19 protein-coding genes are annotated in these 21,940 nt (G+C 66.9%); 9 read left to right on the top strand and 10 right to left on the bottom strand.

Annotation, left to right across the window (positions count from 1 at the left end; all coding sequences use genetic code 11):
* The first annotated feature begins 7 nt into the window (after window positions 1-7).
* The 4 genes from tig (at window position 8) to clpX (ending at window position 4,528) form a co-directional block, all read left to right on the top strand.
* Window positions 8-1,417 (top strand): trigger factor, encoded by a 1,410-nt coding sequence (tig, locus tag AT701_RS22805; RefSeq protein ID WP_058127708.1) that lies wholly within the window; start codon window positions 8-10, stop codon window positions 1,415-1,417.
* Window positions 1,418-1,535: 118 nt separating this feature from the next.
* The gene (locus tag AT701_RS22800; protein ID WP_014878099.1) at window positions 1,536-2,138 is read left to right on the top strand and encodes an ATP-dependent Clp protease proteolytic subunit; all 603 of its coding nucleotides are present in this window, start codon (window positions 1,536-1,538) and stop codon (window positions 2,136-2,138) included.
* Complete coding sequence (locus tag AT701_RS22795; RefSeq protein WP_003896046.1) at window positions 2,135-2,791, top strand: ATP-dependent Clp protease proteolytic subunit; 657 nt, start codon at window positions 2,135-2,137, stop codon at window positions 2,789-2,791. Before AT701_RS22800 ends, AT701_RS22795 begins: the two co-directional genes overlap by 4 nt.
* 456 nt (window positions 2,792-3,247) lie before the next feature.
* Window positions 3,248-4,528, top strand: coding sequence for an ATP-dependent Clp protease ATP-binding subunit ClpX (clpX, locus tag AT701_RS22790; protein ID WP_003896045.1), 1,281 nt, complete (start codon window positions 3,248-3,250; stop codon window positions 4,526-4,528).
* A gap of 67 nt (window positions 4,529-4,595) precedes the next feature.
* Here clpX and AT701_RS22785 read toward each other — a convergent pair whose 3' ends face one another.
* From AT701_RS22785 to AT701_RS22775, 3 genes are all read right to left on the bottom strand, one after another.
* Complete coding sequence (locus AT701_RS22785) at window positions 4,596-5,936, bottom strand: nucleotide disphospho-sugar-binding domain-containing protein (RefSeq protein ID WP_058126653.1); 1,341 nt, start codon at window positions 5,934-5,936, stop codon at window positions 4,596-4,598.
* 137 nt (window positions 5,937-6,073) lie between these two features.
* Window positions 6,074-6,898 (bottom strand): formate dehydrogenase accessory sulfurtransferase FdhD, encoded by an 825-nt coding sequence (gene fdhD, locus AT701_RS22780; RefSeq protein ID WP_058126652.1) that lies wholly within the window; start codon window positions 6,896-6,898, stop codon window positions 6,074-6,076.
* Window positions 6,898-9,213, bottom strand: coding sequence for an FdhF/YdeP family oxidoreductase (locus AT701_RS22775; RefSeq protein ID WP_058127707.1), 2,316 nt, complete (start codon window positions 9,211-9,213; stop codon window positions 6,898-6,900). Before AT701_RS22775 ends, fdhD begins: the two co-directional genes overlap by 1 nt.
* 121 nt (window positions 9,214-9,334) lie before the next feature.
* Here AT701_RS22775 and AT701_RS22770 point away from each other — a divergent pair, with 121 nt between their 5' ends.
* A complete protein-coding gene (locus AT701_RS22770) occupies window positions 9,335-10,270 on the top strand; it encodes a LysR family transcriptional regulator (protein ID WP_058126651.1) in 936 nt (311 codons plus the stop codon).
* A gap of 2 nt (window positions 10,271-10,272) precedes the next feature.
* On the opposite strand, the gene AT701_RS22765 is transcribed toward AT701_RS22770, so the two are convergent.
* From AT701_RS22765 to iolC, 7 genes are read right to left on the bottom strand one after another with little or no spacing between them, the layout of a single operon-like run.
* A complete protein-coding gene (locus tag AT701_RS22765) occupies window positions 10,273-11,148 on the bottom strand; it encodes a sugar phosphate isomerase/epimerase family protein (protein ID WP_058126650.1) in 876 nt (291 codons plus the stop codon).
* A 1-nt stretch (window position 11,149) separates the two neighbouring features.
* Window positions 11,150-12,187 carry a Gfo/Idh/MocA family protein gene (locus AT701_RS22760; RefSeq protein ID WP_058127706.1) on the bottom strand — a complete coding sequence of 346 codons (1,038 nt, stop codon included), beginning with the start codon at window positions 12,185-12,187 and terminating at the stop codon, window positions 11,150-11,152.
* Window positions 12,188-12,210: 23 nt separating this feature from the next.
* Entirely contained in the window at window positions 12,211-13,131 is a 921-nt protein-coding gene (locus AT701_RS22755) for a sugar phosphate isomerase/epimerase family protein (protein ID WP_058126649.1), read from the bottom strand.
* 9 nt (window positions 13,132-13,140) lie between these two features.
* On the bottom strand, window positions 13,141-15,090 hold the full coding sequence (iolD, locus tag AT701_RS22750) for a 3D-(3,5/4)-trihydroxycyclohexane-1,2-dione acylhydrolase (decyclizing) (protein ID WP_058126648.1): 1,950 nt from the start codon (window positions 15,088-15,090) through the stop codon (window positions 13,141-13,143).
* Window positions 15,091-15,094: 4 nt separating this feature from the next.
* Entirely contained in the window at window positions 15,095-15,970 is an 876-nt protein-coding gene (iolB, locus tag AT701_RS22745) for a 5-deoxy-glucuronate isomerase (RefSeq protein ID WP_003896036.1), read from the bottom strand.
* A 1-nt stretch (window position 15,971) separates the two neighbouring features.
* Window positions 15,972-16,856 (bottom strand): Cgl0159 family (beta/alpha)8-fold protein, encoded by an 885-nt coding sequence (locus AT701_RS22740; RefSeq protein WP_003896035.1) that lies wholly within the window; start codon window positions 16,854-16,856, stop codon window positions 15,972-15,974.
* Window positions 16,849-17,826: a 5-dehydro-2-deoxygluconokinase gene (gene iolC / locus AT701_RS22735; protein WP_058127705.1), complete on the bottom strand. Its 978-nt coding sequence runs from the start codon at window positions 17,824-17,826 to the stop codon at window positions 16,849-16,851. The genes AT701_RS22740 and iolC overlap by 8 nt, the downstream gene beginning before the upstream one ends.
* Window positions 17,827-18,022: 196 nt before the next feature.
* Between iolC and AT701_RS22730 the strand changes: the two genes are divergently transcribed.
* From AT701_RS22730 to AT701_RS22715, 4 genes are all read left to right on the top strand, one after another.
* Entirely contained in the window at window positions 18,023-18,760 is a 738-nt protein-coding gene (locus AT701_RS22730; RefSeq protein ID WP_003896033.1) for a GntR family transcriptional regulator, read from the top strand.
* Between the two features lie 239 nt (window positions 18,761-18,999).
* Window positions 19,000-19,989, top strand: coding sequence for a substrate-binding domain-containing protein (locus tag AT701_RS22725; protein WP_011729990.1), 990 nt, complete (start codon window positions 19,000-19,002; stop codon window positions 19,987-19,989).
* 2 nt (window positions 19,990-19,991) lie between these two features.
* The gene (locus AT701_RS22720; protein ID WP_003896031.1) at window positions 19,992-21,050 is read left to right on the top strand and encodes an ABC transporter permease; all 1,059 of its coding nucleotides are present in this window, start codon (window positions 19,992-19,994) and stop codon (window positions 21,048-21,050) included.
* 4 nt (window positions 21,051-21,054) lie between these two features.
* Window positions 21,055-21,873, top strand: coding sequence for an ATP-binding cassette domain-containing protein (locus AT701_RS22715; protein ID WP_058126647.1), 819 nt, complete (start codon window positions 21,055-21,057; stop codon window positions 21,871-21,873).
* The last annotated feature ends 67 nt before the right edge of the window (window positions 21,874-21,940 follow it).

Below are 21,940 nucleotides of genomic sequence, written 5' to 3'. Positions count from 1 at the left end.
GCACAAGGTGAAGAGCACAGTCGAGCAGTTGAGCCCCACCCGGGTTCGCATCAACGTGGAGGTGCCCTTCACCGAGCTTGAGCCCGACTTCGACCGCGCGTTCAAGGAGCTGGCCAAGCAGGTCCGGCTGCCCGGGTTCCGTCCCGGCAAGGCGCCGCGCAAGCTGCTGGAGGCCCGCATCGGCCGCGGCGCCGTGCTGGAGCAGGTGGTCAACGACGCGCTGCCCAGCCGCTACAGCGAGGCCGTCTCGACCTCGGATCTCAAGCCGCTCGGCCAGCCCGAGATCGAGATCACCAAGCTCGAAGACAACGAAGAGCTCGTCTTCACCGCCGAGGTCGACATCCGTCCCGAGATCACGCTGCCCGAGCTCGAGTCGCTGAAGATCACCGTCGACCCGATCGAGGTCACCGACGAAGAGGTCGACGCCGAGCTGCAGTCGCTGCGCGCACGCTTCGGCACCCTCAAGGGTGTCGAGCGCGGTGTGCAGGAAGGTGACTTCGTCTCGATCGACCTGTCGGCCACCGTCGACGGCAACGAGGTGCCGGAGGCCGCCACCGAGGGTCTGTCGCACGAGGTCGGTTCCGGCCAGCTCATCGACGGTCTCGACGAGGCCATCATCGGTCTGAAGGCCGACGAGTCCAAGACGTTCACCACCAAGCTGGTCGCCGGTGAGTACGCCGGCCAGGACGCCGAGGTGACCGTGACCGTCAAGTCGGTCAAGGAGCGCGAGCTGCCCGAGCCCGACGACGAATTCGCCCAGCTGGCAAGCGAATACGACACCATCGAGGAGCTGAGGAACAGCCTCGTCGACCAGGTCCGCCGCCTCAAGAGCGTGCAGCAGGCCGAGCAGATCCGCGACAAGGCCATCGAGGCGCTGCTGGAGCACACCGAGGTGCCGCTGCCGGAGAAGATCGTGCAGGCGCAGATCGACGAGGTGGTGCACAACGCGATCCACGGCCTCGACCACGACGAGGAGAAGTTCGCCGAGCAGCTCGCCGAGCAGGGCAGCAGCCGCGAGGAGTTCGACGCCGAAACCCGCACCGAGGCCGAGAAGGCCGTCAAGACCCAGCTGCTCATGGACGCCGTGGCCGACAAGCTCGAGATCCAGGTCAGCCAGAACGACCTCACCGAGCGCCTCGTGCTGATGTCGCGTCAGTACGGCCTGGAGCCGCAGCAGCTGATCCAAATCCTGCAGCAGAACAACCAGCTGCCCGCCATGTTCGCCGACGTCCGCCGTGGCCTGACCATCGCCGCGGTCGTGCACGCCGCGACGGTCACCGACACCGACGGCAACGTGATCGACACCACGGAGTTCTTCGGTCCTTCGGGTGAGCAGGCCGCCGAGGACAGCGCCGAGGAGTCGACCGACGCCGCCGAAGGCGAAGCCGCCGAGGACGCCGACGACACCGACAAGTGACGCTGTGAGCGAACGCGCCCCCGTACGGGAGTGCGTCGCGCGTCAGGTTGGTTAGTGTCGTCAGTACCAGTGCGTGTACCAAGACGTAGTAGAAAGCAGGTATCCAGTCGTGACTGACATGCGTGGCACCGGGCAGGGGCTGAACCTTGTCGACTCGGTGTACGAGCGGCTGCTCGCCGAGCGGATCATCTTCCTCGGTTCCCAAGTGGACGACGACATCGCCAACCGGCTCTGCGCACAGATCCTGTTGCTGTCGGCGGAAGATCCGACCAAGGACATCCACCTGTACATCAACTCGCCCGGCGGCTCGATCAGCGCGGGGATGGCGATCTACGACACCATGGTGCTCGCGCCGTGCGACATCGCCACCTACGCCATGGGCATGGCCGCCTCGATGGGTGAGTTCCTGCTCGCCGCGGGCACCAAGGGCAAGCGCTACGCCCTGCCCCATGCGCGCATCCTGATGCACCAGCCGCTCGGCGGCGTGACCGGCAGCGCGGCCGACATCGCCATCCAGGCCGAGCAGTTCGCGGTCATCAAGAAGGAGATGTTCCGGCTCAACGCCGAATTCACCGGGCAGCCCATCGAGCGCATCGAGGCCGATTCGGACCGCGACCGCTGGTTCACCGCACAGGAAGCGCTGGAGTACGGGTTCGTCGATCACATCATCACCAGCGCCTCAGTCAACGGCGAAGGACCGGGAGCAGGACTAGACAAATGAGCAACATTCATCCGTCACTGGACGCCCGGCTGCAGCCGCAGGCCCGCTACATCCTGCCGTCCTTCATCGAGCACTCGAGCTTCGGTGTCAAGGAGTCCAACCCGTACAACAAGCTGTTCGAGGAGCGCATCATCTTCCTCGGCGTGCAGGTGGACGACGCGTCGGCCAACGACATCATGGCCCAGTTGCTGGTGCTGGAGTCGCTGGATCCCGACCGCGACATCACGATGTACATCAACTCGCCCGGTGGCTCGTTCACGTCGCTGATGGCGATCTACGACACCATGCAGTACGTGCGCGCCGACATCCAGACGGTGTGCCTCGGCCAGGCCGCGTCGGCCGCGGCCGTGCTGCTGGCGGCGGGCACGCCCGGCAAGCGTCTGGCGCTGCCGAACGCGCGCGTGCTGATCCACCAGCCCGCGCTCTCGGGTGTCATCCAGGGCCAGTTCTCCGATCTGGAGATCCAGGCCGCGGAGATCGAGCGCATGCGCACGCTGATGGAGACCACGCTGGCCCGCCACACCGGCAAGGATCCGGCGCAGATCCGCAAGGACACCGACCGCGACAAGATCCTGACGGCCGAAGAGGCCAAGGAGTACGGGATCATCGACACCGTGCTGCAGTACCGCAAGCTGTCTGCGCAGACGTCGTAAATCTCTGACACGACAACGGGTCCCCGGCCGATGCCGGGGACCCGTTTCGTCTATCGGGGCTCGATCAGGCCGTGCCCCAGCGCGTACATGCTCGCGCTTGTTTTCTTCATGCGGTCAAGGCTGCTCGGGTCATCGGCGCAGCACATGAGGCGTTTGCCTCAAATCGGTGACGGGCGTGCGAGGGGCGCACGGTATCGTGGAGAACGGCAAACACCACGGTGTCGGCGGGGTTTCGGTTGCCTCTCCGGGACGACACACCCAAGACACGGACAGCGCGCCGACACGTGGCGAGCCGCCGAGAGCGATATGTTCTCCAGCACGGACAAATACCATCCGCGCGATTCGGCTTTAAGGTCGCATCGCACCGGAAACAACGGGTAGCGTCGGGCATACGCCCGGGGAGACCCACGAAGCGGCGTAAAGACTGACTGCGAACAGGAAGTAGGACCCCCCCACATGGCGCGCATTGGAGACGGTGGTGACCTGCTGAAGTGCTCGTTCTGTGGGAAGAGCCAGAAGCAGGTCAAGAAGCTCATCGCGGGGCCGGGCGTCTATATCTGCGATGAGTGCATCGACCTGTGCAACGAGATCATCGAGGAGGAACTCGCCGACGCTGACGACGTCAAGCTCGACGAGTTGCCCAAACCCGCGGAGATCCGCGAGTTCCTCGAGGGTTACGTCATCGGTCAGGACTCCGCCAAGCGGACGCTGGCCGTTGCGGTCTACAACCACTACAAGCGGATCCAGGCGGGGGAGAAGTCCCGCGACTCGCGGTCCGAACCGGTCGAGCTGACCAAGTCCAACATCCTGATGCTCGGGCCCACGGGCTGCGGCAAGACCTACCTGGCGCAGACGCTGGCCAAGATGCTCAACGTGCCGTTCGCCATCGCCGACGCCACCGCGTTGACCGAGGCCGGCTACGTCGGTGAGGACGTCGAGAACATCCTCCTCAAGCTCATCCAGGCCGCCGATTACGACGTCAAGCGCGCCGAGACCGGCATCATCTACATCGACGAGGTCGACAAGATCGCCCGCAAGAGCGAGAACCCGTCGATCACGCGCGACGTGTCGGGTGAGGGTGTGCAGCAGGCGCTGCTGAAGATCCTGGAGGGTACGCAGGCGTCGGTGCCACCGCAGGGCGGGCGCAAGCATCCGCACCAGGAGTTCATCCAGATCGACACCACCAACGTGTTGTTCATCGTCGCGGGCGCCTTCGCGGGCCTGGAGAAGATCGTCTCCGACCGCGTCGGCAAGCGCGGCCTCGGCTTCGGTGCCGAGGTGCGGTCGAAGGCCGAGATCGACACGCAGGACCACTTCGCCGAGGTCATGCCCGAGGATCTGATCAAGTTCGGTCTGATCCCCGAGTTCATCGGACGTCTGCCCGTCGTGGCGTCGGTGACCAACCTGGACAAGGCCTCCCTGGTCAAGATCCTCTCCGAGCCCAAGAACGCGCTGGTCAAGCAGTACGTGCGGTTGTTCGAGATGGACGGCGTGGAACTGGAGTTCACCGAAGAGGCCCTCGAGGCGATCGCCGATCAGGCCATCCACCGCGGCACGGGTGCCCGCGGCCTGCGCGCCATCATGGAAGAGGTCCTGCTGCCGGTGATGTACGACATCCCGAGCCGCGACGACGTCGCCAAGGTGGTGGTCACCAAGGAGACCGTCCAGGACAACGTCCTGCCGACGATCGTGCCGCGCAAGCCTTCTCGCAGCGAGCGCCGCGACAAGAGCGCGTAAGCCAGACTCGAAGAAGCCCCCGGGACTCCATATCCCGGGGGCTTCTTCTTTTTGTTCCTTGTTCTCCCTACCGCTGCTCGTGAGTGACTTCGCAGGCGAGCTCACCGCCGACCTCGGCGCGGCGCTCGGCGATCACCTCGTCGACCAGCGCGATGATCTCGGCCACGCCGTCGCGTTGCGCGAAGGCCGCTTCGAGTGTGCGGGCGCGGGACAGATACCGCTTGTCGGTGAGGACCTCGCGCACGGCATCGCGGATCGCCGCGGGCGTGGGGGTCCCGGTGCGCAGGTCGATGCCCGCGCCGGACCACGCGACGCGCGCGGCCACCTCGGGCTTGTCCTCGGTCTTGCCCGCCACCACGAGCGGCACACCGCACGACAGGGCCCGCTGCACCGTGCCGTAACCGCCGTTGGTCACCAGCACGTCGACCTTGGGCATCAGCAGATCATGCGGGATGTATTTGGCCACATAGGTGTTGGCCGGGACCGGCGTGCGCAGCACGTCGAGATCGCGTCCGCCGGTGCTGGCGATGACGACGAAGTCCTCGTCGGCGAGGGCCTCGAGGGTCGGTTCGAGCAGCCGGGTCAGATCGGTGTTGTCGACGGTGCCCTGCGTGACGTGGACGACGGGGCGGTCACCGTCGAGCAGTCGCCACCACATCGGACGGCGGAAGCCCTGGTTGGGCATCGGGTGCACCGCACCGACGTAGCGCACGTTCTTCGGCAGATCGCTTCGGTGGTAGTCGAATTGCGGCACCGTGGGCGCGATCACCCGCTCGCTCAGCACGGCTCCGTCGAACAGGAACACGGGCAAGGGGCGGCAGTTCATGCGGTGCAGTTGCTCCTGCACGGCGCGCTGGGACGCACGCAGCAGCACCTTGTGCGTCAGGGTCTCCAGCGCGCGGTTGCGTAGTCGCTCGACGGCGTGGCGGGGCGGCGGGAGCCCGAGGCCGGCGGGAGCGGTGTCACGGCTGCTGAGCATGAGCGGTGTCGTCGAGTAGGTGAGGAACGGCGGCCGGTCGGCGCGGTTGCCCAGCAGGAACGGCAGGATGCCGAAGAAGCCGTAGTCGGCGATGACGGCGTCGAACCGGTGTTGGGCCAACAGTTTCGCCAGTGCGTCGGCCTGATGGGCCATGGGAGCGACGAAGAATGCGACGATGTCGACGTTGATCCGGGCGATGCCCGACGTCCTGGCCCTCTTCGGATTCTCGATGTCGAGGCGGTCCGCGTCGGGGTCGCCTGCGTCGGGCAGGGCCACGGGGACGGCTCCGCTCGCCCGGATCGCGTCGGTGTGCTGGGCCGAGGTCAGCACGGTCACCCGGTCGCCGCGGCCGACAAGTCCGTACGCGACGTTCAGCAGCGGCCCGATGTGGCCGATCGGTGAATGTGACGCGATGAGAATGTCCGCCATACGAGCTCCCGTGATCTGCAAAGTGCGACGAGAATCGATCGTCGCCGATCACGGGCCTCGCGGGCTTGGAGGTTTCGTGGAGATCAGGTGGAGATTGCAGGTAGAAGCGCCGCCTGACCTGTTCTCAGGTCAGCCGCTCAGTTCATGACACGATCGGGACGGGTGTAGACGTTCATCGACTCGCCACGCAGGAACGCCACGAGCGTCAGCCCCGACTGGCTCGCGAGGTCCACCGCGAGCGACGATGGTGCCGACACCGCGGCCAGCACGGGGATGCCGGCCATGACGGCCTTCTGGGTGAGTTCGAACGACGCGCGGCCGCTCACCAGCAGCACGGTGCCGGACAACGGGACCCGCTCCTGCTCGACGGCCCAGCCGATCACCTTGTCCACCGCGTTGTGCCTGCCGATGTCCTCACGGACCACCAGCATGTTCCTGTCGGCGTCGAACAGCGCGGCGCCGTGTAGGCCGCCGGTGCTGTTGAACACCTTCTGGGCACGCCGCAACTGCGTGGGCATCGACGCGAGCGTCTCGGCGGTGATGGTGGCCGGATCGTCGCCCGGACAGTGCTTGCTGATCAGGCGGACGGCCTCCAGCGAGGCCTTGCCGCACACCCCGCACGACGAGGTGGTGTAGAAGTTGCGGGTGACGTCCACGTCGGGTGCCGGGACATCGGGCGCCAGCGTCACGTCCAGCACGTTGTAGGTGTTGACCCCGTCCTCGGTGGCGCCGCGGCAGTACCGCACCGCGAGAAGGTCGTCGCGCCTGCGGATCACGCCCTCGGTGAGCAGGAACCCTTGTGCCAGTTCGATATCGGAGCCGGGGGTGCGCATGGTGACCGTGATGGGCGTGCCGTTGACCCGGATCTCCAGGGGCTCTTCGACGACGAGTGTCTCGGGGCGGGCCTCCGACCGGTCCAGGGTCACGTGGTGGGCGCGGCGCCGCGCGGTCACGCGGCCCATTACGACGCGCTTCCCTCGCGGCGCTGCAGCCTGACGACGACGGCCTTGGACACCGGCGTGTTGGACTTCTTGGCCGTATGGTCAAGCGGCACCAGCGGATTGGTCTCGGGGTAGTAGGCCGCGGCGTTGCCCTCGGGCGTCGAGTACGGCACCACCAGGAAGTCCTTGGCCCACCGTTCCTGGCCTTCGAACTCCGAGATCAGGTCCACCCGGTCGTCGGGCTTGAGTCCGAGGCGGGCGATGTCGGTGGGGTTGACGAACACCACGCGCCTGCCGCCCTTCACGCCGCGGTAGCGGTCGTCGAGGCCGTAGATGGTGGTGTTGTACTGGTCGTGGCTGCGCAGGGTCTGCAGCACCAGCCGTCCCTCGGGCACCGGAACCCATTCCAGCGGGTAGACCGAGAAGTTCGCTTTGCCTGTGTGGGTGGGGAATTCGCGTGAGTCCCGCGGCGGGTGCGGCAGCTGGAAGCCGTCGGGCCTGCGCACCCGGGTGTTGTAGTCCGTGCAGCCGGGGACCACCGCGGCGATCGCGTCGCGGATGGTGTCGTAGTCGGAGGCGAACGTCTCCCACGGCACGGGGTGGTCGGGGCCCAGCAGGGTGCGCGCGAGCTGGCACACGATGGCCACCTCGCTGCGCAGCTCGGCGCTCGGCGGCTTGAGGCTGCCGCGGGACAGATGCACCATCGACATCGAATCCTCAACCGACACCAGCTGTTTGCGCCCGTCGACGATGTCGCGGTCGGTGCGGCCCAGCGTCGGCAGGATCAGCGCCTTGCGGCCCGGCACGAAGTGGCTGCGGTTCAGCTTGGTCGAGACCTGCACGGTGAGATTGCAGCTGCGAAGGGCGGCCTCGGTGACCTCGGTGTCGGGGCTGGCCGAGACGAAGTTGCCGCCCATGGCCATGAACACCTTGGCCTTGCCGTCGCGCATCGCGCGGATCGAGTCGACGGCATCGTAGCCGTGCTTGCGCGGGCTGGTGATGCCGAAATGCGCGTCGAGGGCGTCGAGGAAGGCGTCGGGCGCCTTCTCCCAGATGCCCATGGTGCGGTCGCCCTGCACGTTCGAGTGCCCGCGCACCGGGCACACACCCGCGCCGGGCTTGCCGATCATGCCGCGCATGAGCAGCAGGTTGGTGGCCTCACCGATCGTGGCCACGGCGTGGTGCTGCTGCGTCAGACCCATCGCCCAGCACAGCACGGTGCGCTCGGAGCCGATCAGCATGTCGGCGACGCGCTGCAACTGCGTGCGGTCGATGCCGCTGGCCTCGACGACGGTGTCCAGATCCACCGCGCGGGTCTGCGCGGCGTACTCGTCGAAACCCGCGCAGTGTGCCGCGACGAACTCGTGGTCGACGACGGTGCCGGGCGCCTTGTCCTCGGCCTCGAGCAGCAGCTTGCCCAGACCGGCGAACAGCGCCATGTCGCCGCCGATGCGGATCTGCACGAACTCATCGGCGATGGGGACACCGTGGCCGACGACGCCGTGGACCTTCTGCGGGTCCTTGAACCGGATCAGCCCGGCCTCGGGCAGCGGGTTGATCGCAATGACCTTGGCGCCGTTGGCTTTAGCTTTCTCCAGGATGGACAGCATGCGCGGGTGGTTGGTGCCGGGGTTCTGCCCCGCGATCACGATGACGTCCGCGTGGATCAGGTCGTCGACGGTCACCGAACCCTTGCCGATGCCGATCGACTCCGTCAGCGCCGTACCCGAGGACTCATGGCACATGTTGGAGCAGTCGGGCAGGTTGTTGGTGCCGTAGCTGCGCACCAGGAGCTGGTAGAGGAACGCGGCCTCGTTGCTGGTGCGCCCGGAGGTGTAGAAGCAGGCCTCGTCGGGGGAGTCGAGTGCGTTCAGTTCGTCGGCGATCAACCGGTAGGCGTCATCCCACGCGATCGGCCGGTAGTGCGTATCGCCCTCGTGCAGCACCATGGGATGGGTGAGCCTGCCCTGCTGCGACAGCCAGTACTCGGGCTTGTTCTGCAGTTCGGCGACGCTGTGGCGCGCGAAGAACTCCGGCGTGACCCTGCGCTTGGTGGCTTCCTCGGCAACGGCCTTGGCCCCGTTCTCGCAGAACTCGGCGAGCTTGCGGCCGCCGTGTTCCTCGGGCCACGCACAACCCGGGCAGTCGAAGCCGTGACGCTGGTTCAGGCGGGTCAGCGCCGCGGTGGTGCGCACCGGTCCCATCTGGGTGAGTCCCCGCTGCATCGAAACCATCACGGCCTTCACGCCGGCCGCCTCGTGCTTGGGGCCGGAGGTGATCACATCGTGATCGTCGTAATCGGCGTCAAAATCTCGGACGTCACTGGCGCGGGTCATGAAGCCCAATCTAGCCGCGCGCGATGTCCACCGGCAGTCGATGAGGCAGAGTTCGTATTTGGCTTATCACATGCAGTGATAGACGTTGTCTATCAAACAGCGACGAACTTCGGAAGGCGCCATGGCAAGCGATGTGATGTTACAACACCTCGACTATCTGCTCGCGCTCGCCTCCGAGCGGCACTTCGGCCGTGCCGCCGCGCGGTGCCACGTGAGTCAGCCGACGCTGTCGGTGGCGATCCGCCGGCTCGAGCGCGATCTGGGCATCACGATCGTGCAGCGCGGACAACGATTCGAGGGTTTCACCGAGGAGGGCCGTCGTGTTGTGACATGGGCGCAGCGCATCGTCGCCGAGCGCGACGAGATGCTCGCCGACATCGAGCGGATGCAGGGACGGTTGACGGCCACCGCCCGCATCGGGGCGATCCCGACAGCGGTGCCCGCCAGCCCGTTCGTGACCGACGAGTTCCTGCGCCGCAACCCGGCCGCCTCGGTGCGCATCGAGGCGCTCTCGTCGCGTGAGATCGCGCGCCGGCTCGCGGATTTCGAGATCGACGGCGGACTGACCTACCTCGACGAGGAGACCCCGCCCGGCACCCGGTCGGTCGAGTTGTACCGCGAGCAGTACGTCCTGGTCGCACCCGGCGACGATCCGCTGATGGGTGAGTCCCCGGTGAGCTGGTCCGACGCGGCGGGCCGCCCGTTGTGCATGCTGACCACCGCCATGCGCAACCGGCGCATCCTGGACGCCAACATGGCCGCCGAGGGCGCGCAGTACCGCCCGGTGGTCGAGGCCGATTCGGTGGACGCGCTGTATGCGCACCTGATCTCGTCGAAGCGCGCGACGATCGCGTCCACCGCGTGGCTGCCGCAACTCGGGATCCCCGAAGGGTTCGCGGCGCGGCCCATGGTGCAGCACGGTCCGAGCCCGGCGATCGGGCTCATCGTGCTGGACCGGGCACCGGCGTCCATCGTGGCCGCGGCACTGGCCGAGGTGGCCGAGGGCATCGACCTGAGCACACGCATCGACCGCATGTGGGCCGACCTGCGGTCGTGAAATCAGTTCTGGTACTTGGTGACGTACTCGCTCATGGTCTTCAACTGGTAGCGGGACACCTCGTGGGCGGTCTCGTCCTCGGCGAACACCGAGGACACCATGACGGTGTCGGGGCGGTCGTAGAAGCCGATCTCGGCGAGGCCGGAGAAGAACTCGTCCCAGTCGATGTCGCCGTCGCCGATCTTGAGGTGCTGGTGCACCCTCGCGGGGCTGCCCGGCGGGTTGGTGATGTAGCGCAGCCCGTGGGAGCGGCGGTGGTCCATGGTGTCGGCGACGTGCACCAGACGGAGCCGGTCTCCCGCGGCGCGGATGATCTCGGACATGTTGGCGCCCATGTGGAAGGTGTGACACGCCACGTACACCATGCCGACGTTGGGGGAGTTGATTCCGCGGATGATGCGCAGCGCCTCCATACCGTCCTCGACGAAGTCGTCGGGGTGCGGGTCGATGCGCACGTCGATGCCTTCGCGTTCGAAGATCGGCAGCAGTTCCTCCATGGACCGGAAGAACGCCCGCTCGGACTCCTCGGCCTTCTCCGGGCGCCCGGAGAACTCGGTGTTGATCACGTTGACACCGAGGTCGACGGTGATCTGGATGACGCGTTTCCAGTTGCGCACCGCAGCTTCACGAGCGTCCGGGTCGGGGCTGGACCAGCGCAGCACCGGCAGTACCGAGGCGATGCCGACCCCCGCGTCAGCGCAGGCCTTGCCGAACGCGGTCACCAGGGCGTCGTCGGCGCGCGGATGGTTGAAGAACGGGATGAAGTCGCGATGCGGCGTTAGTTGCAGGTACTCGTAGCCGCAATCGGCCACCACCTGTGGCAGGTCGAGCAACCCGTGATCGTGGTGGAACGGCGTGGGATCCAGTGCGACCTTCACCTCACGCCCCCTTGATCGACGCGCGCTCGACCATCTTCACCTCGACCGGTCGGCCACTGGCGAGCGATTCCACACCCGCGGCGCACACCGCCGCCGCGGCGTAGCCGTCCCAGGCCGTCGGGCCGTCGGTGTAATCGTCCGAACCGGTGGCGATGCCGTGGCGCACCGCGGCCACCCATCGCTGGAACTCGATGTCGTAGGCCGTGCCGAAACGTACCCGGAAATCGGGTGCGATCGCGCCGCCCCACGTGCCGGACACGCCCTTGCGGATCAGGCCGACCTCCAGACCGATCATGGCGGTGCCTTTTTCGGCCACCAGTTCGGTGCGTACCTCGTAGCCCACACCGGTGGTGACGAACAGTTCGACGTCGACATGCTTGCCCGAGGGTGTCTTCATGATCGCGATCTGGGGATCCCGGATCCCCTCGGGTGCACCGGGATTCGGTGTGGGACGCAGGATGTGGACCGACGCGATCTCCTCGTCGAACAGGAACCGGGTGACGTCGACCTCGTGCACCAGCGAGTCCTTGACGATCATCGTGCTGTCGAAACTGGGCGGCACGGCCGCGTTGCGGTGCACGCAGTGCAGCACCAGCGGTTGGCCGAACTCGCCCGCGCCGATCAGCGTCTTCAGTTCGGCGTACTCGGGATCGAACCGGCGCATGAAGCCGACCTGGATCAACCGGACACCCAGTTCGGCCTCGCGGCGCACCACATCGAGCGCCGAATCCACGTCGGTGGTCAGCGGTTTCTCACACAGCACGGGCTTGCGGTGTTCCAGGCACGCCAGCAACTGCTTGTCGTGCGTCGGTCCCGGCGTTGCCAGCACCACCGCGTCGACATCGGGATCCGCGATGGCCTCCAACGGATCTGACACCACGCGGCATCCGGGCACACCGGCCGCGACCTCCTCGGCGCGGGCCTCGATGAAGTCGTTGACCACGGCGACCTTCACGCCGGCGATGCGGGTGGACAGCCGCTCGACGTGGTCGGCGCCCATGACGCCGACGCCGAGCACTGCGACACGAAGATCTGACATCTCCACTCCTGGACTGGTTTCGGCTAGGTGAACCGGACCGCGGGCACCCCGCAGGATCCGAGGTAGGAACGCGTGCGCTGCGCGATGGGCAGCGGTGAGTCGGGGTCACACGGATACATGTCCTGCTCGACGATCGCGAACACGTCGACACCGAGCTTTTCGATCTCGGCGAGCAACGGTGGCATGTCGGGGATACCGCGCGGCGGTTCGGTCATCGCGCCGAGCTTGACGGCTTCCCCGAACGGCAGGTCCTCGGCCTCGACCTTGGCGCGGACCTCGGGGTCGACCTGCTTGAGGTGCAGGTAGCCGATGCGCTCGGGAGCGTGCCGGATGATCGCGATGTTGTCGCCGCCGCAGTAGCTGATGTGGCCGGTGTCAAGACACAGATTGACGAACTCGCCGTCGGTGCCGTCGAGGAACCGGTAGACGTTCTCCTCGGTGTCCACATGGCTGTCGGCGTGCGGGTGGTATTGCGCACGCACGCCGTACTTCTCGAACATGGCCCTGCCCAGTTCGTTCATGCCCTGGGTCTTCTGGCGCCACTGCTCGGCGGTGAGGTTGCGGTCTTCGAGCACCGCACCGGTCGCGGGGTCGCGCCACATCTCCGGGATGACGACGACGTGCTTGCCGCCCACCGCGGCGGTCAGCCTGGCGACGTCCTCGATCTGGGTCCACACCGAGTTCCAGGCGTCGTCCCCGCGGGTCGCGGACTGGTACAGGTGCTCGAAAACCGTTCCCGCCGAGAGCGACAGGTCACGCTGGGCCAGTTCGTCCGCGAGCTTGTCCGGATCGGTCGGCAGGTACCCGTAGGGGCCCAGCTCGATCCACCGGTAGCCCGCTGAGGCAACTTCGTCGAGGAAGCGGGTGTAGGGCGTCTGCTGTGGATCGTCGGGAAACCACACGCCCCAGGAGTCGGGTGCCGAACCGACGAGAATTCTGCTCACCGGCGGTCCTCAGCTATCCGAAGGGTTGATCAGGGGACGTTGCACCTTTTTCCACTCCGCGTACCGCTCGTAGGCGGCACGGGTGGACTCCAGTGCCGAGACCTGCGACACCGGGACGTCCCACCACGAGTGGCTGTCGGGTGCGTAGATCAACGGATCGGTCTCGACGTGGATGACGGTGGTCCGTTCGGCGGCCTTGGCCACCTTGACGGCGTCGGTGAACTCTGCCGCGGTGGTCACGCGGATGACGTCGGCGCCGAGGCTCGCCGCGTTGGCCGCCAGATCCACCGGGAGCCTGTCGCCGTCGAGGCGGCCGTCGCCGGTGCGGTAGCGGTACGCCGTACCGAACCGCTGCGAACCCACCGACTCCGAGAGGCCGCCGATGGACGCGAACCCGTGGTTCTGCACGATGACCGGGATGATCTTGACGCCCTCCTGCACGGCCGTGACGAGTTCGGTCGCCATCATCAGGTACGAGCCGTCGCCGACCATCACGAACACGTCGCGGTCGGGGGAGGCCATGCGCACGCCGATGCCACCGGCGATCTCGTAGCCCATGCAGGAGTACCCGTACTCGACGTGGTAACCCTTGCGGTCGCGGGTCCGCCACATCTTGTGCAGGTCACCCGGCATCGAACCGGCCGCGCACACCACGACGTCGCGCGGCTCCGACAGCGTGTTCACCAGGCCGATCACCTGGTTCTGGTTCAGCGGAGCGGCGTCGTCGACCGCATACGCGGCGGACACGGTGTCCTCCCACTCGGCCGCGAGTTCGGCTGTGCGGGTGCGGTATTCGTCGCTCACGGAATAGTCCTGCAGCGCAGCGGTCAGTGCCTCGATGGCCTCGCGCGCGTCGGCGACGACACTGAGGCCGCCCTGTTTGACCGCGTCGAACGACGCCACGTTGACGTTGACGAACCGCACGTCGGGGTTGTTGAACGCGGTGCGCGACGCCGACGTGAAATCGCTGTAGCGCGTCCCGATCCCGATCACCACGTCGGCCTCCGACGCGAGCGCGTTGGCCGCGGTGGTGCCGGTCGAGCCGACCGCGCCGACCGATTGTGGATGGTCGTAACGCAGTGATCCCTTGCCCGCCTGGGTCTCCGACACCGGGATGCCCGTGGCGGACGCCAGCGCTGCCAGAACCTCTTCGGCGCCGGAGTAGTGCACGCCACCGCCTGCGATGATCAGCGGCTTGCGGGCCGATGCGATGATCTCGGCGGCCCGTGCGATCACCGAACGCTCGGGCACCGGGCGGGCCACGTGCCAGGTGCGCTCGGTGAACAGCGACACCGGCCAGTCGTGCGCCTCGGCCTGCACGTCCTGCGGGATGGCGATGGTCGCGGTGCCGGTCTCCACCGGGTCGGTGAGCACGCGCATGGCACCCAGCAGCGCGGCGGGCAACTGCTCGGGCCGCCACACCCGGTCGAAGAAGCGGGACAGCGGCTTGAACGCGTCGTTGACCGTCACGTCGCCCGACGACGGCAGTTCCAGCTCCTGCAGCACCGGGGAGCTCACCCGCGTCGCGAACGTGTCTGCGGGAAGCAGCAATACGGGTAGCCGGTTGATCGTGGCGAGCGCGGCGCCGGTGAGCATGTTGGTGGAACCGGGGCCGATGCTCGCGGTCACGGCCCACGCCTGCAGACGGTCCTGCTGCCGGGCGTAGGCGACGGCGCTGTGCACCATGGCCTGCTCGTTGCGGCTCAGCACGTACTTCAGTCCCGGTTCGCGGCCGGCCTCCGCGGCCGCGACCTCGTCCTCGAGCAGTGCCTGGCCCAGGCCTGCGACGTTGCCGTGACCGAAGATGCCGAAGCAGCCTGCGAAGAACTTGTTCCGTTGCCCGTCGCGCTCCACGTACTGGTTGGCCAGGAAGCGGACGGTGGCCTGCGCCACGGTGAGTCGGACGGTGTCCTCGGTGTCGACCAGTTTCTCGGCCGACTTGGGTGCGGTGGATACCACGGGTTCAGGCTCCTTCGCGTGATGCGGTGCCGAACGGCAGCCGGGGGTCTACTTCCTGGTGTTCCCAGCTGCCGCGCAGCCAGGTGTGGTTCGGGTCGTCGCAGATCAGCCAGGCACGGTCGGGACCGGAGCCTGCCATCACGTTGAGGTAGTACATGTGGTGTCCGGGAGCCGCGATCGACGGTCCGTGGTATCCGTGCGGCACCAGCACCACGTCACCGGAGCGCACCTCCTCGAGCACCTCGATCGGCCGCTCCGGTGTGCCGTACACCCGGTGGTACCCGAAACCCGGTGTGCCGGCCGGGCTGTCGTCGATCTCGAAGTAGTAGATCTCCTCCAGCTGCGTTTCGACCTCGGTGTTCTCGTCGTGCTTGTGGGCCGGGTAGCTGGACCAGTTGCCGCCCGGTGTGATGACCTCGCACGCGATCAGCGAGTCGGCCTCGAACGTGGTCGCGGTGCCGAAGTTGTGCACCTGGCGGCTGCAGTTGCCCGCGCCGCGCAACTCCACGGGAACCTCCGATGCGGCGCGCCGCCGGTTCGGGAAACTGCGTGTCGCGCGTGCGCCGCAGATCGCGATGCGGCCGTGACCGGTGATGGTGTAGTCCTGACCGATGCCCAGATAGACCATGTCGGCCGGGCCGTGGAAAACCGATGCGCGGCCGGCGAGCTCGAAGGTCTCACCGGCGCATTCGATCTGGGCGCCGCCGGCCAGCGGCAGGATCATCACCTCGGTGTCGCCCGTGGACCGCGACACCGAACCGGAGTCGCCGAGGTCGACGACCTGCAGCGAGGATTCGGCCCAGCCCGCGGATTCCGGGGTGATGTCGACGGTGTACGGCGCCGCTGCACTGCGGGCCGGGATGTACAGCTTCGAATGCATGTCAGTGCACCAACTTCACTGCGGTCGAGATGGCCGAGCGCACGTCGTCGTCGGCCGGGTACAGGAGGCTGCGGCCCGCGATGAGACCGCGTACCGAGGGCAGCGCCAGGGCTTTCTCCCAGGACGCGAACGCCTCGTCGGGATCTGTCGGGTCGCCGCCGAGCAGCAGTGTCGGCATGGTCGTCGCGTCCATCACGCGCTCCATCTCGTCGACGACCGGCAGCTTGAGCCACGTGTAGGCCGACGTCGAACCCAGCGCCTGGCTGATGTGGACCGACTTGATCACGGCGTCCGGGGTCAGGTCGTTGCGGACCTTGCCGTCGACCCGGCGCGACAGGAACGGCTCCAGCATGGCGACCAGGCCGTGAGACGCCAGCGCGTCGACGGCCTGGGCGCACGACGCCAGCGTCGCGACCGTTCCGGGATCGTCGAGGTCGATGCGGCACAACATCTTTCCGCCGTTCATCCGGGCGGCGGCGGTCGACGCCGCGGTGGCGCCTGTCATGCGGTCGTCCATCTCGAAGACCGAACCGGAGAGCCCGCCGCGGTTGAACGACGAGAACACCACCTTGTCTTCCAGCGCGCCGAGCAGCAGGAGGTCGTCGAGGATGTCGGCGGTGGCCAGCACACCGTCGACGCCGGGATCGGCCAGCGCGGTGCACAGGCGGTCGAGCAGGTCGGTGCGGCTGTTCATCGCGGTGGGCCGCGATCCGACGGCCAGTGCGCCGCGCGCGGGATGGTCGGCCGCGACGATCATGAGCCTGCCGTCGCCGCGGACGGTCGGCCGGGTGGTGCGGCGCTGCCACGCCGCGGCGATCATGCCGGGTTCGGATGCCCTGAGGTCGGTGATGGCGCTGTGGCCGGAGCAGACAGCGGGTCTAGACATTGACAGCCTCCGAGGCGGTTTGTTCGGCGAGCGCGGCGACCTCGGCCGCCGTGGGCATCGCGGTGGAGCATTCCAGGCGCGAGGCGACGATGGCGCCTGCGGCGTTGGCGTAGCGCAGCGTCTTCTCCAGCGGCCAGTCGTGCAGCAGCCCGTGGGTCAGGCTGCCCCCGAAGGCGTCTCCGGCCCCCAGGCCGTTGACGACGTCGACCTCGTTGGGCGGCACGGTGACCGAGCTGTGCCGGGTCTTGCCCAGCACGCCGCGCGGCCCCTGCTTGACGATCGCCAGTTCCACACCGAGGTCGAGCAGTGCCTCGGCGGCCCGGTGCGGGTTGGTCTCGCCGACGGCGATCTCGCACTCCTCGCGGTTGCCGACGGCGATGGTCACGTGCTGCAGCGCGCGCTGCACCACCTCGGTGGCCGCGGCGGGAGACTCCCAGAACATGGGCCGGTAGTCGAGGTCCAGGACGGTCAGCGGGGCCCGCTGCCGCGCCTCCCATGCCGCGAAATGTGCGCTGCGGCTGGGTTCCTCGCACAGCCCGGTGACCGTCGACCAGTACAGCCGCGCGTCGCGCACCGCGTCGGCGTCGATCTGCTCGGCGCGGATCTGCAGATCGGGCGCCGAGGGCTTGCGGTAGAAGTACAGCGGGAAGTTGTCCGGCGGGAAGATCTCGCAGAACGTCACGGGCGTCGGGTACTCGCCGTAGGTGGCGACGAAGCGGTTGTCGACGCCCAGCCTGGCGAGTTCGTTGCGCACGTAGCGTCCGAACGGGTCGTCCCCGACGCCCGAGATGAGTCCGGCGCTGTTGCCCAGTCGTGCGGCCGCGACGGTGACGTTGGCGGCGCTGCCGCCGAGGAATTTGCCGAAGGATTCCACTTCTTCGAGCCCGACCCCGATCTGCAGCGGGTACACGTCGACGCCGCAGCGGCCGATCGCGAGGACATCGAGTTGCGGTGTGGGAGAGTTCGTCACGATTGACTCCAGATCGGGGTGTGCGCCTGCGAGCCCGGGCGGAGTACACGCGCCGGGCATCGCTTCGACTGTGCTCCCCGCCACGTTCGTCTGTCAAGACTTTGTTCTGACATTCTTACTTCCAGTCATTTGCAGGTACGCTATGAACTCACCATCGGTGGATCCGCCGGAACGAGCCTCGAGGATCGGAGCGAGAGTGACCCCGACGCTGTCTGTCGAACTTGACCGTTCGAGCCCCGTGCCCCTGTATTTCCAGGTGGCCCAGGTGTTCGAAAAGGCCATCCTCGATGGACAACTCAAGCCTGGGGACCGGTTCGAGAACGAACTCGCGCTCGCGAGCCGGCTCAACCTGTCCCGGCCGACCACGCGGCGCGCCATCCAGGAACTGGTCGACAAGGGATTGCTGGTGCGCAAGCGCGGGGTCGGCACCCAGGTGGTGCAGACCCCCGTGCACCGGCCGGTCGAACTCACCAGCCTCTACGACGATCTCGCGCGTGCCGGCCAGGAGCCGGCCACCGAGGTCCTCGAGTACACGCGCAGACCCGCGCAGGCCGACATCGCCGAGCGGTTGAGCATCGAACCGGGCAGCGAGATCGCCTACATGCGCAGGCTGCGTTCGTCGAACGGGCAACCGCTCGCACTCATGACCAACTATCTGCCCGCCGCGCTGGCCCCCGACGAGGACGAGCTGGCGAGATCCGGGCTCTACCAGTCGCTGCGGGCACGCGGCGTGCACATCCGGTTGGCGCGCCAGCGCATCGGCGCCAAGGCCGCCGACCGTGAGGAGGCGCGCCTGCTGGACGAGAAGCCCAAGGCGCCGCTGCTGGTGATGGAGCGGACCGCGTTCGACGATTCCGGGCGAATCGTGGAGTACGGGAGCCACGCCTACCGTGCGTCGCGCTACTACTTCGACACCACCCTCGTCGACCGGTAGTCCGGATCTTTACGTTCAAAAATACTGCAGCCCAGAGTGATCCGTGAATCGCGCTGGGGTCGGACGGCGTTGGTCGTCATGTGCGCCGCCATGCTGGGCAAACTTTGACCTGCAGTCCTAATGTCATAACAAAGTATTGACTTTCCGATGTGAGCGGTATTACATCGACAGCGAGGCCGTGTCGCTGGCCCCTCTGGCATGATCCCAGCGCCGCGGTGACGTCGAAGCGAGGAGAAACAATGAGGTTGAGTCGGCTCGTGGCGGCTGCCGGGGTAGGCGTACTCATGCTGGGCGCCAGCGCGTGCTCCAGCACCGGGGGCAAGCCGGACAGCAGCGGCGGGGGTGACATGGGTGCGGGCACCGCCGACACCCCGCGGTTCACCGTCGCGATGATCACCCACGAGGTTCCGGGTGACTCCTTCTGGGATCTCGTGCGCAAGGGCGCCGAGGCCGCCGCGAAGAAGGACAACATCGAACTGCGGTACTCGTCGGATCCGGAGGCGCCCAACCAGGCCAACCACGTGCAGAGCGCGGTGGACAGTGGCGTCGACGGCATCGCTGTCACGCTCGCCAAGCCCGACGCGATGAAGCCTGCCGTGCAGAACGCGACCGACAAGGGCATCCCGGTGGTGGCGTTCAACGCGGGTCTGGATGCCTGGCAGGGCATGGGCGTCAAGGAGTACTTCGGCCAGGACGGCTACATCGCCGGACAGGAGGCGGGCAAGCGCCTGGCCGCCGAGGGCGCCAAGAAGGTCATCTGCGTCATCCAGGAGCAGGGCCACGTCGACCTCGAAGCTCGTTGTGCCGGCGTGAAGAACACGTTCCCGGCCAGTGAGGTGCTCAACGTCAACGGCAAGGACATGCCGTCGGTCGAGTCGACCATCACCGCCAAGCTGCAGCAGGATCCCGCGATCGACACGATTCTGACCCTGGGCGCGCCGTTCGCGCTCACCGCCGTGCAGTCGGCCAAGAACGCGGGCAGCCAGGCCAAGATCGCGACGTTCGACACCAATGCCGCGCTCGTGGACGCCATCCAGAACGGCGACGTGCAGTGGGCCGTCGACCAGCAGCCGTTCCTGCAGGGTTACCTCGCGGTCGACTCGCTGTGGCTCTACCTCAACAACGGCAACGTGATCGGCGGTAACCAGCCGACCCTGACCGGCCCGTCGTTCATCGACAAGTCGAACATCGACGCGGTCGCCGAGTACGCCAAGAACGGGACGCGCTAGCCATGAGTACCCAGGCAGATCTGGACCTTGAGTCGCACAAGGTCGTTCACGACGAACGCGTCAAGGAACAGAACAAGCTGCAGCGCCTGATCATCCGCCCCGAAATGGGCGCTGCGGTGGGTGCCATCGCCATCTTCATCCTGTTCCTCATCGTCGCGCCGCCGTTCCGCTCGCCGGAGTCGATGGCCACGGTGCTGTACGCGAGTTCGACCATCGGCATCATGGCCGTCGGCGTGGGCCTTTTGATGATCGGCGGCGAGTTCGACCTGTCCGCCGGCGTCGCGGTCACCACCAGTTCGCTGGCGGCCTCGATGCTGGCCTACAACCTGCACCTGAACCTGTGGGTGGGCGCCGCGCTGGCGCTCGTGCTGTCGCTGGCCGTCGGGTTCTTCAACGGCTTCCTGGTGATGCGGACCAAGATCCCGTCGTTCCTCATCACGCTCGGCACGTTCTTCATGCTCGCAGGCATCAACCTGGCGGTCACCAAGCTGCTGTCGGGTCAGGTCGCCACGCCCAGCGTGTCCGACATGCAGGGCTTCGATTCGGGCCGGACGGTTTTCGCATCGGTGATCAAGGTCGGACCGATCGACGTGAGAATCACGGTGCTGTGGTGGATCCTGTTCACCCTCATCGCCACCTACGTGCTGTTCAAGACCCGCATCGGCAACTGGATCTTCGCCGTCGGCGGCAACCAGGACAGCGCCCGCGCGGTCGGTGTCCCGGTGACCAAGGTCAAGATCGGCCTGTTCATGGTCGTCGGGTTCTGCGCCTGGTTCGTCGGCATGCATCTGCTGTTCTCGTTCAACACGATCCAGTCCGGTCAGGGCGTCGGCAACGAGTTCTTCTACATCATCGCCGCGGTGATCGGCGGCTGCCTGCTCACCGGTGGGTACGGCACCGCGATCGGCACGCTGATCGGCGCGCTGATCTTCGGCATGACCAACCAGGGCATCGTGTACGCCGGTTGGAACCCCGACTGGTTCAAGTTCTTCCTGGGTGCGATGTTGTTGTTCGCGGTCGTCGCCAACAACGTCGTGCGCAACTACGCGGCGAAGAGGTGAGTAGATGAGTACGACCGCTGAGGCCCCGATCGCCGAGACCCCGTCGGGTGGTGCCGTGCCACTGGTCGAGTTCAAAGGCGTCGGCAAGAGCTACGGGAACATCATCGCGCTCAAGGACATCAACCTGCGCGTGGGCGCGGGCGAGGTCACGTGCGTGCTGGGTGACAACGGCGCGGGCAAGTCGACGCTGATCAAGATCATCGCGGGCCTGCACAAGCCGACCGAGGGCGAGGTGCTCATCGACGGCAAGCCCACGGTGTTCGAATCCCCCAAGGACGCGTTGAACGCAGGCATCGCCACGGTGTACCAGGACCTCGCCGTGGTGTCGCTGATGCCGGTGTGGCGCAACTTCTTCCTGGGCAACGAACTGCGCAAGAAGAACATCCTGAGGTCACTCGACATCAACGGCATGCGTGCGACCACCATCTCGGAACTGCAGAAGATGGGCATCGACCTGCCCGACGTCGACGCGCCCATCGGGTCGCTCTCGGGTGGTCAGCGTCAGTGCGTGGCGATCGCGCGGGCCATCTTCTTCGGTGCGCGCGTGCTGATCCTCGACGAGCCGACGGCCGCACTCGGCGTCAAGCAGTCGGGAATGGTGCTGCGGTACATCACCGCTGCCAAGGAGCAGGGGTTCGGCGTCATCTTCATCACGCACAACCCGCACCACGCGTACATGGTCGGTGACCATTTCATCCTGCTCAACCGTGGGCGGCAGAAGCTGGACTGCACCTACGACGAGATCTCGCTGGAGACCCTCACACAGGAGATGGCAGGCGGCAACGAACTCGAGGCGCTGAGCCACGAATTGGGCCGCAAGTAGACACCCGCCGAGCGTGGGTCCTGTGCACGGAAATTCCCGCAGAAGCGTGCACAGGGCCCACGCTCGT

The sequence above is a fragment of the Mycolicibacterium smegmatis genome (assembly GCF_001457595.1).
In the GTDB taxonomy this organism is placed as follows: domain Bacteria; phylum Actinomycetota; class Actinomycetes; order Mycobacteriales; family Mycobacteriaceae; genus Mycobacterium; species Mycobacterium smegmatis.
The sequence above is the reverse complement of the archived record's forward strand: the minus strand, read 5'-3'. Positions and strand labels throughout refer to the sequence as shown.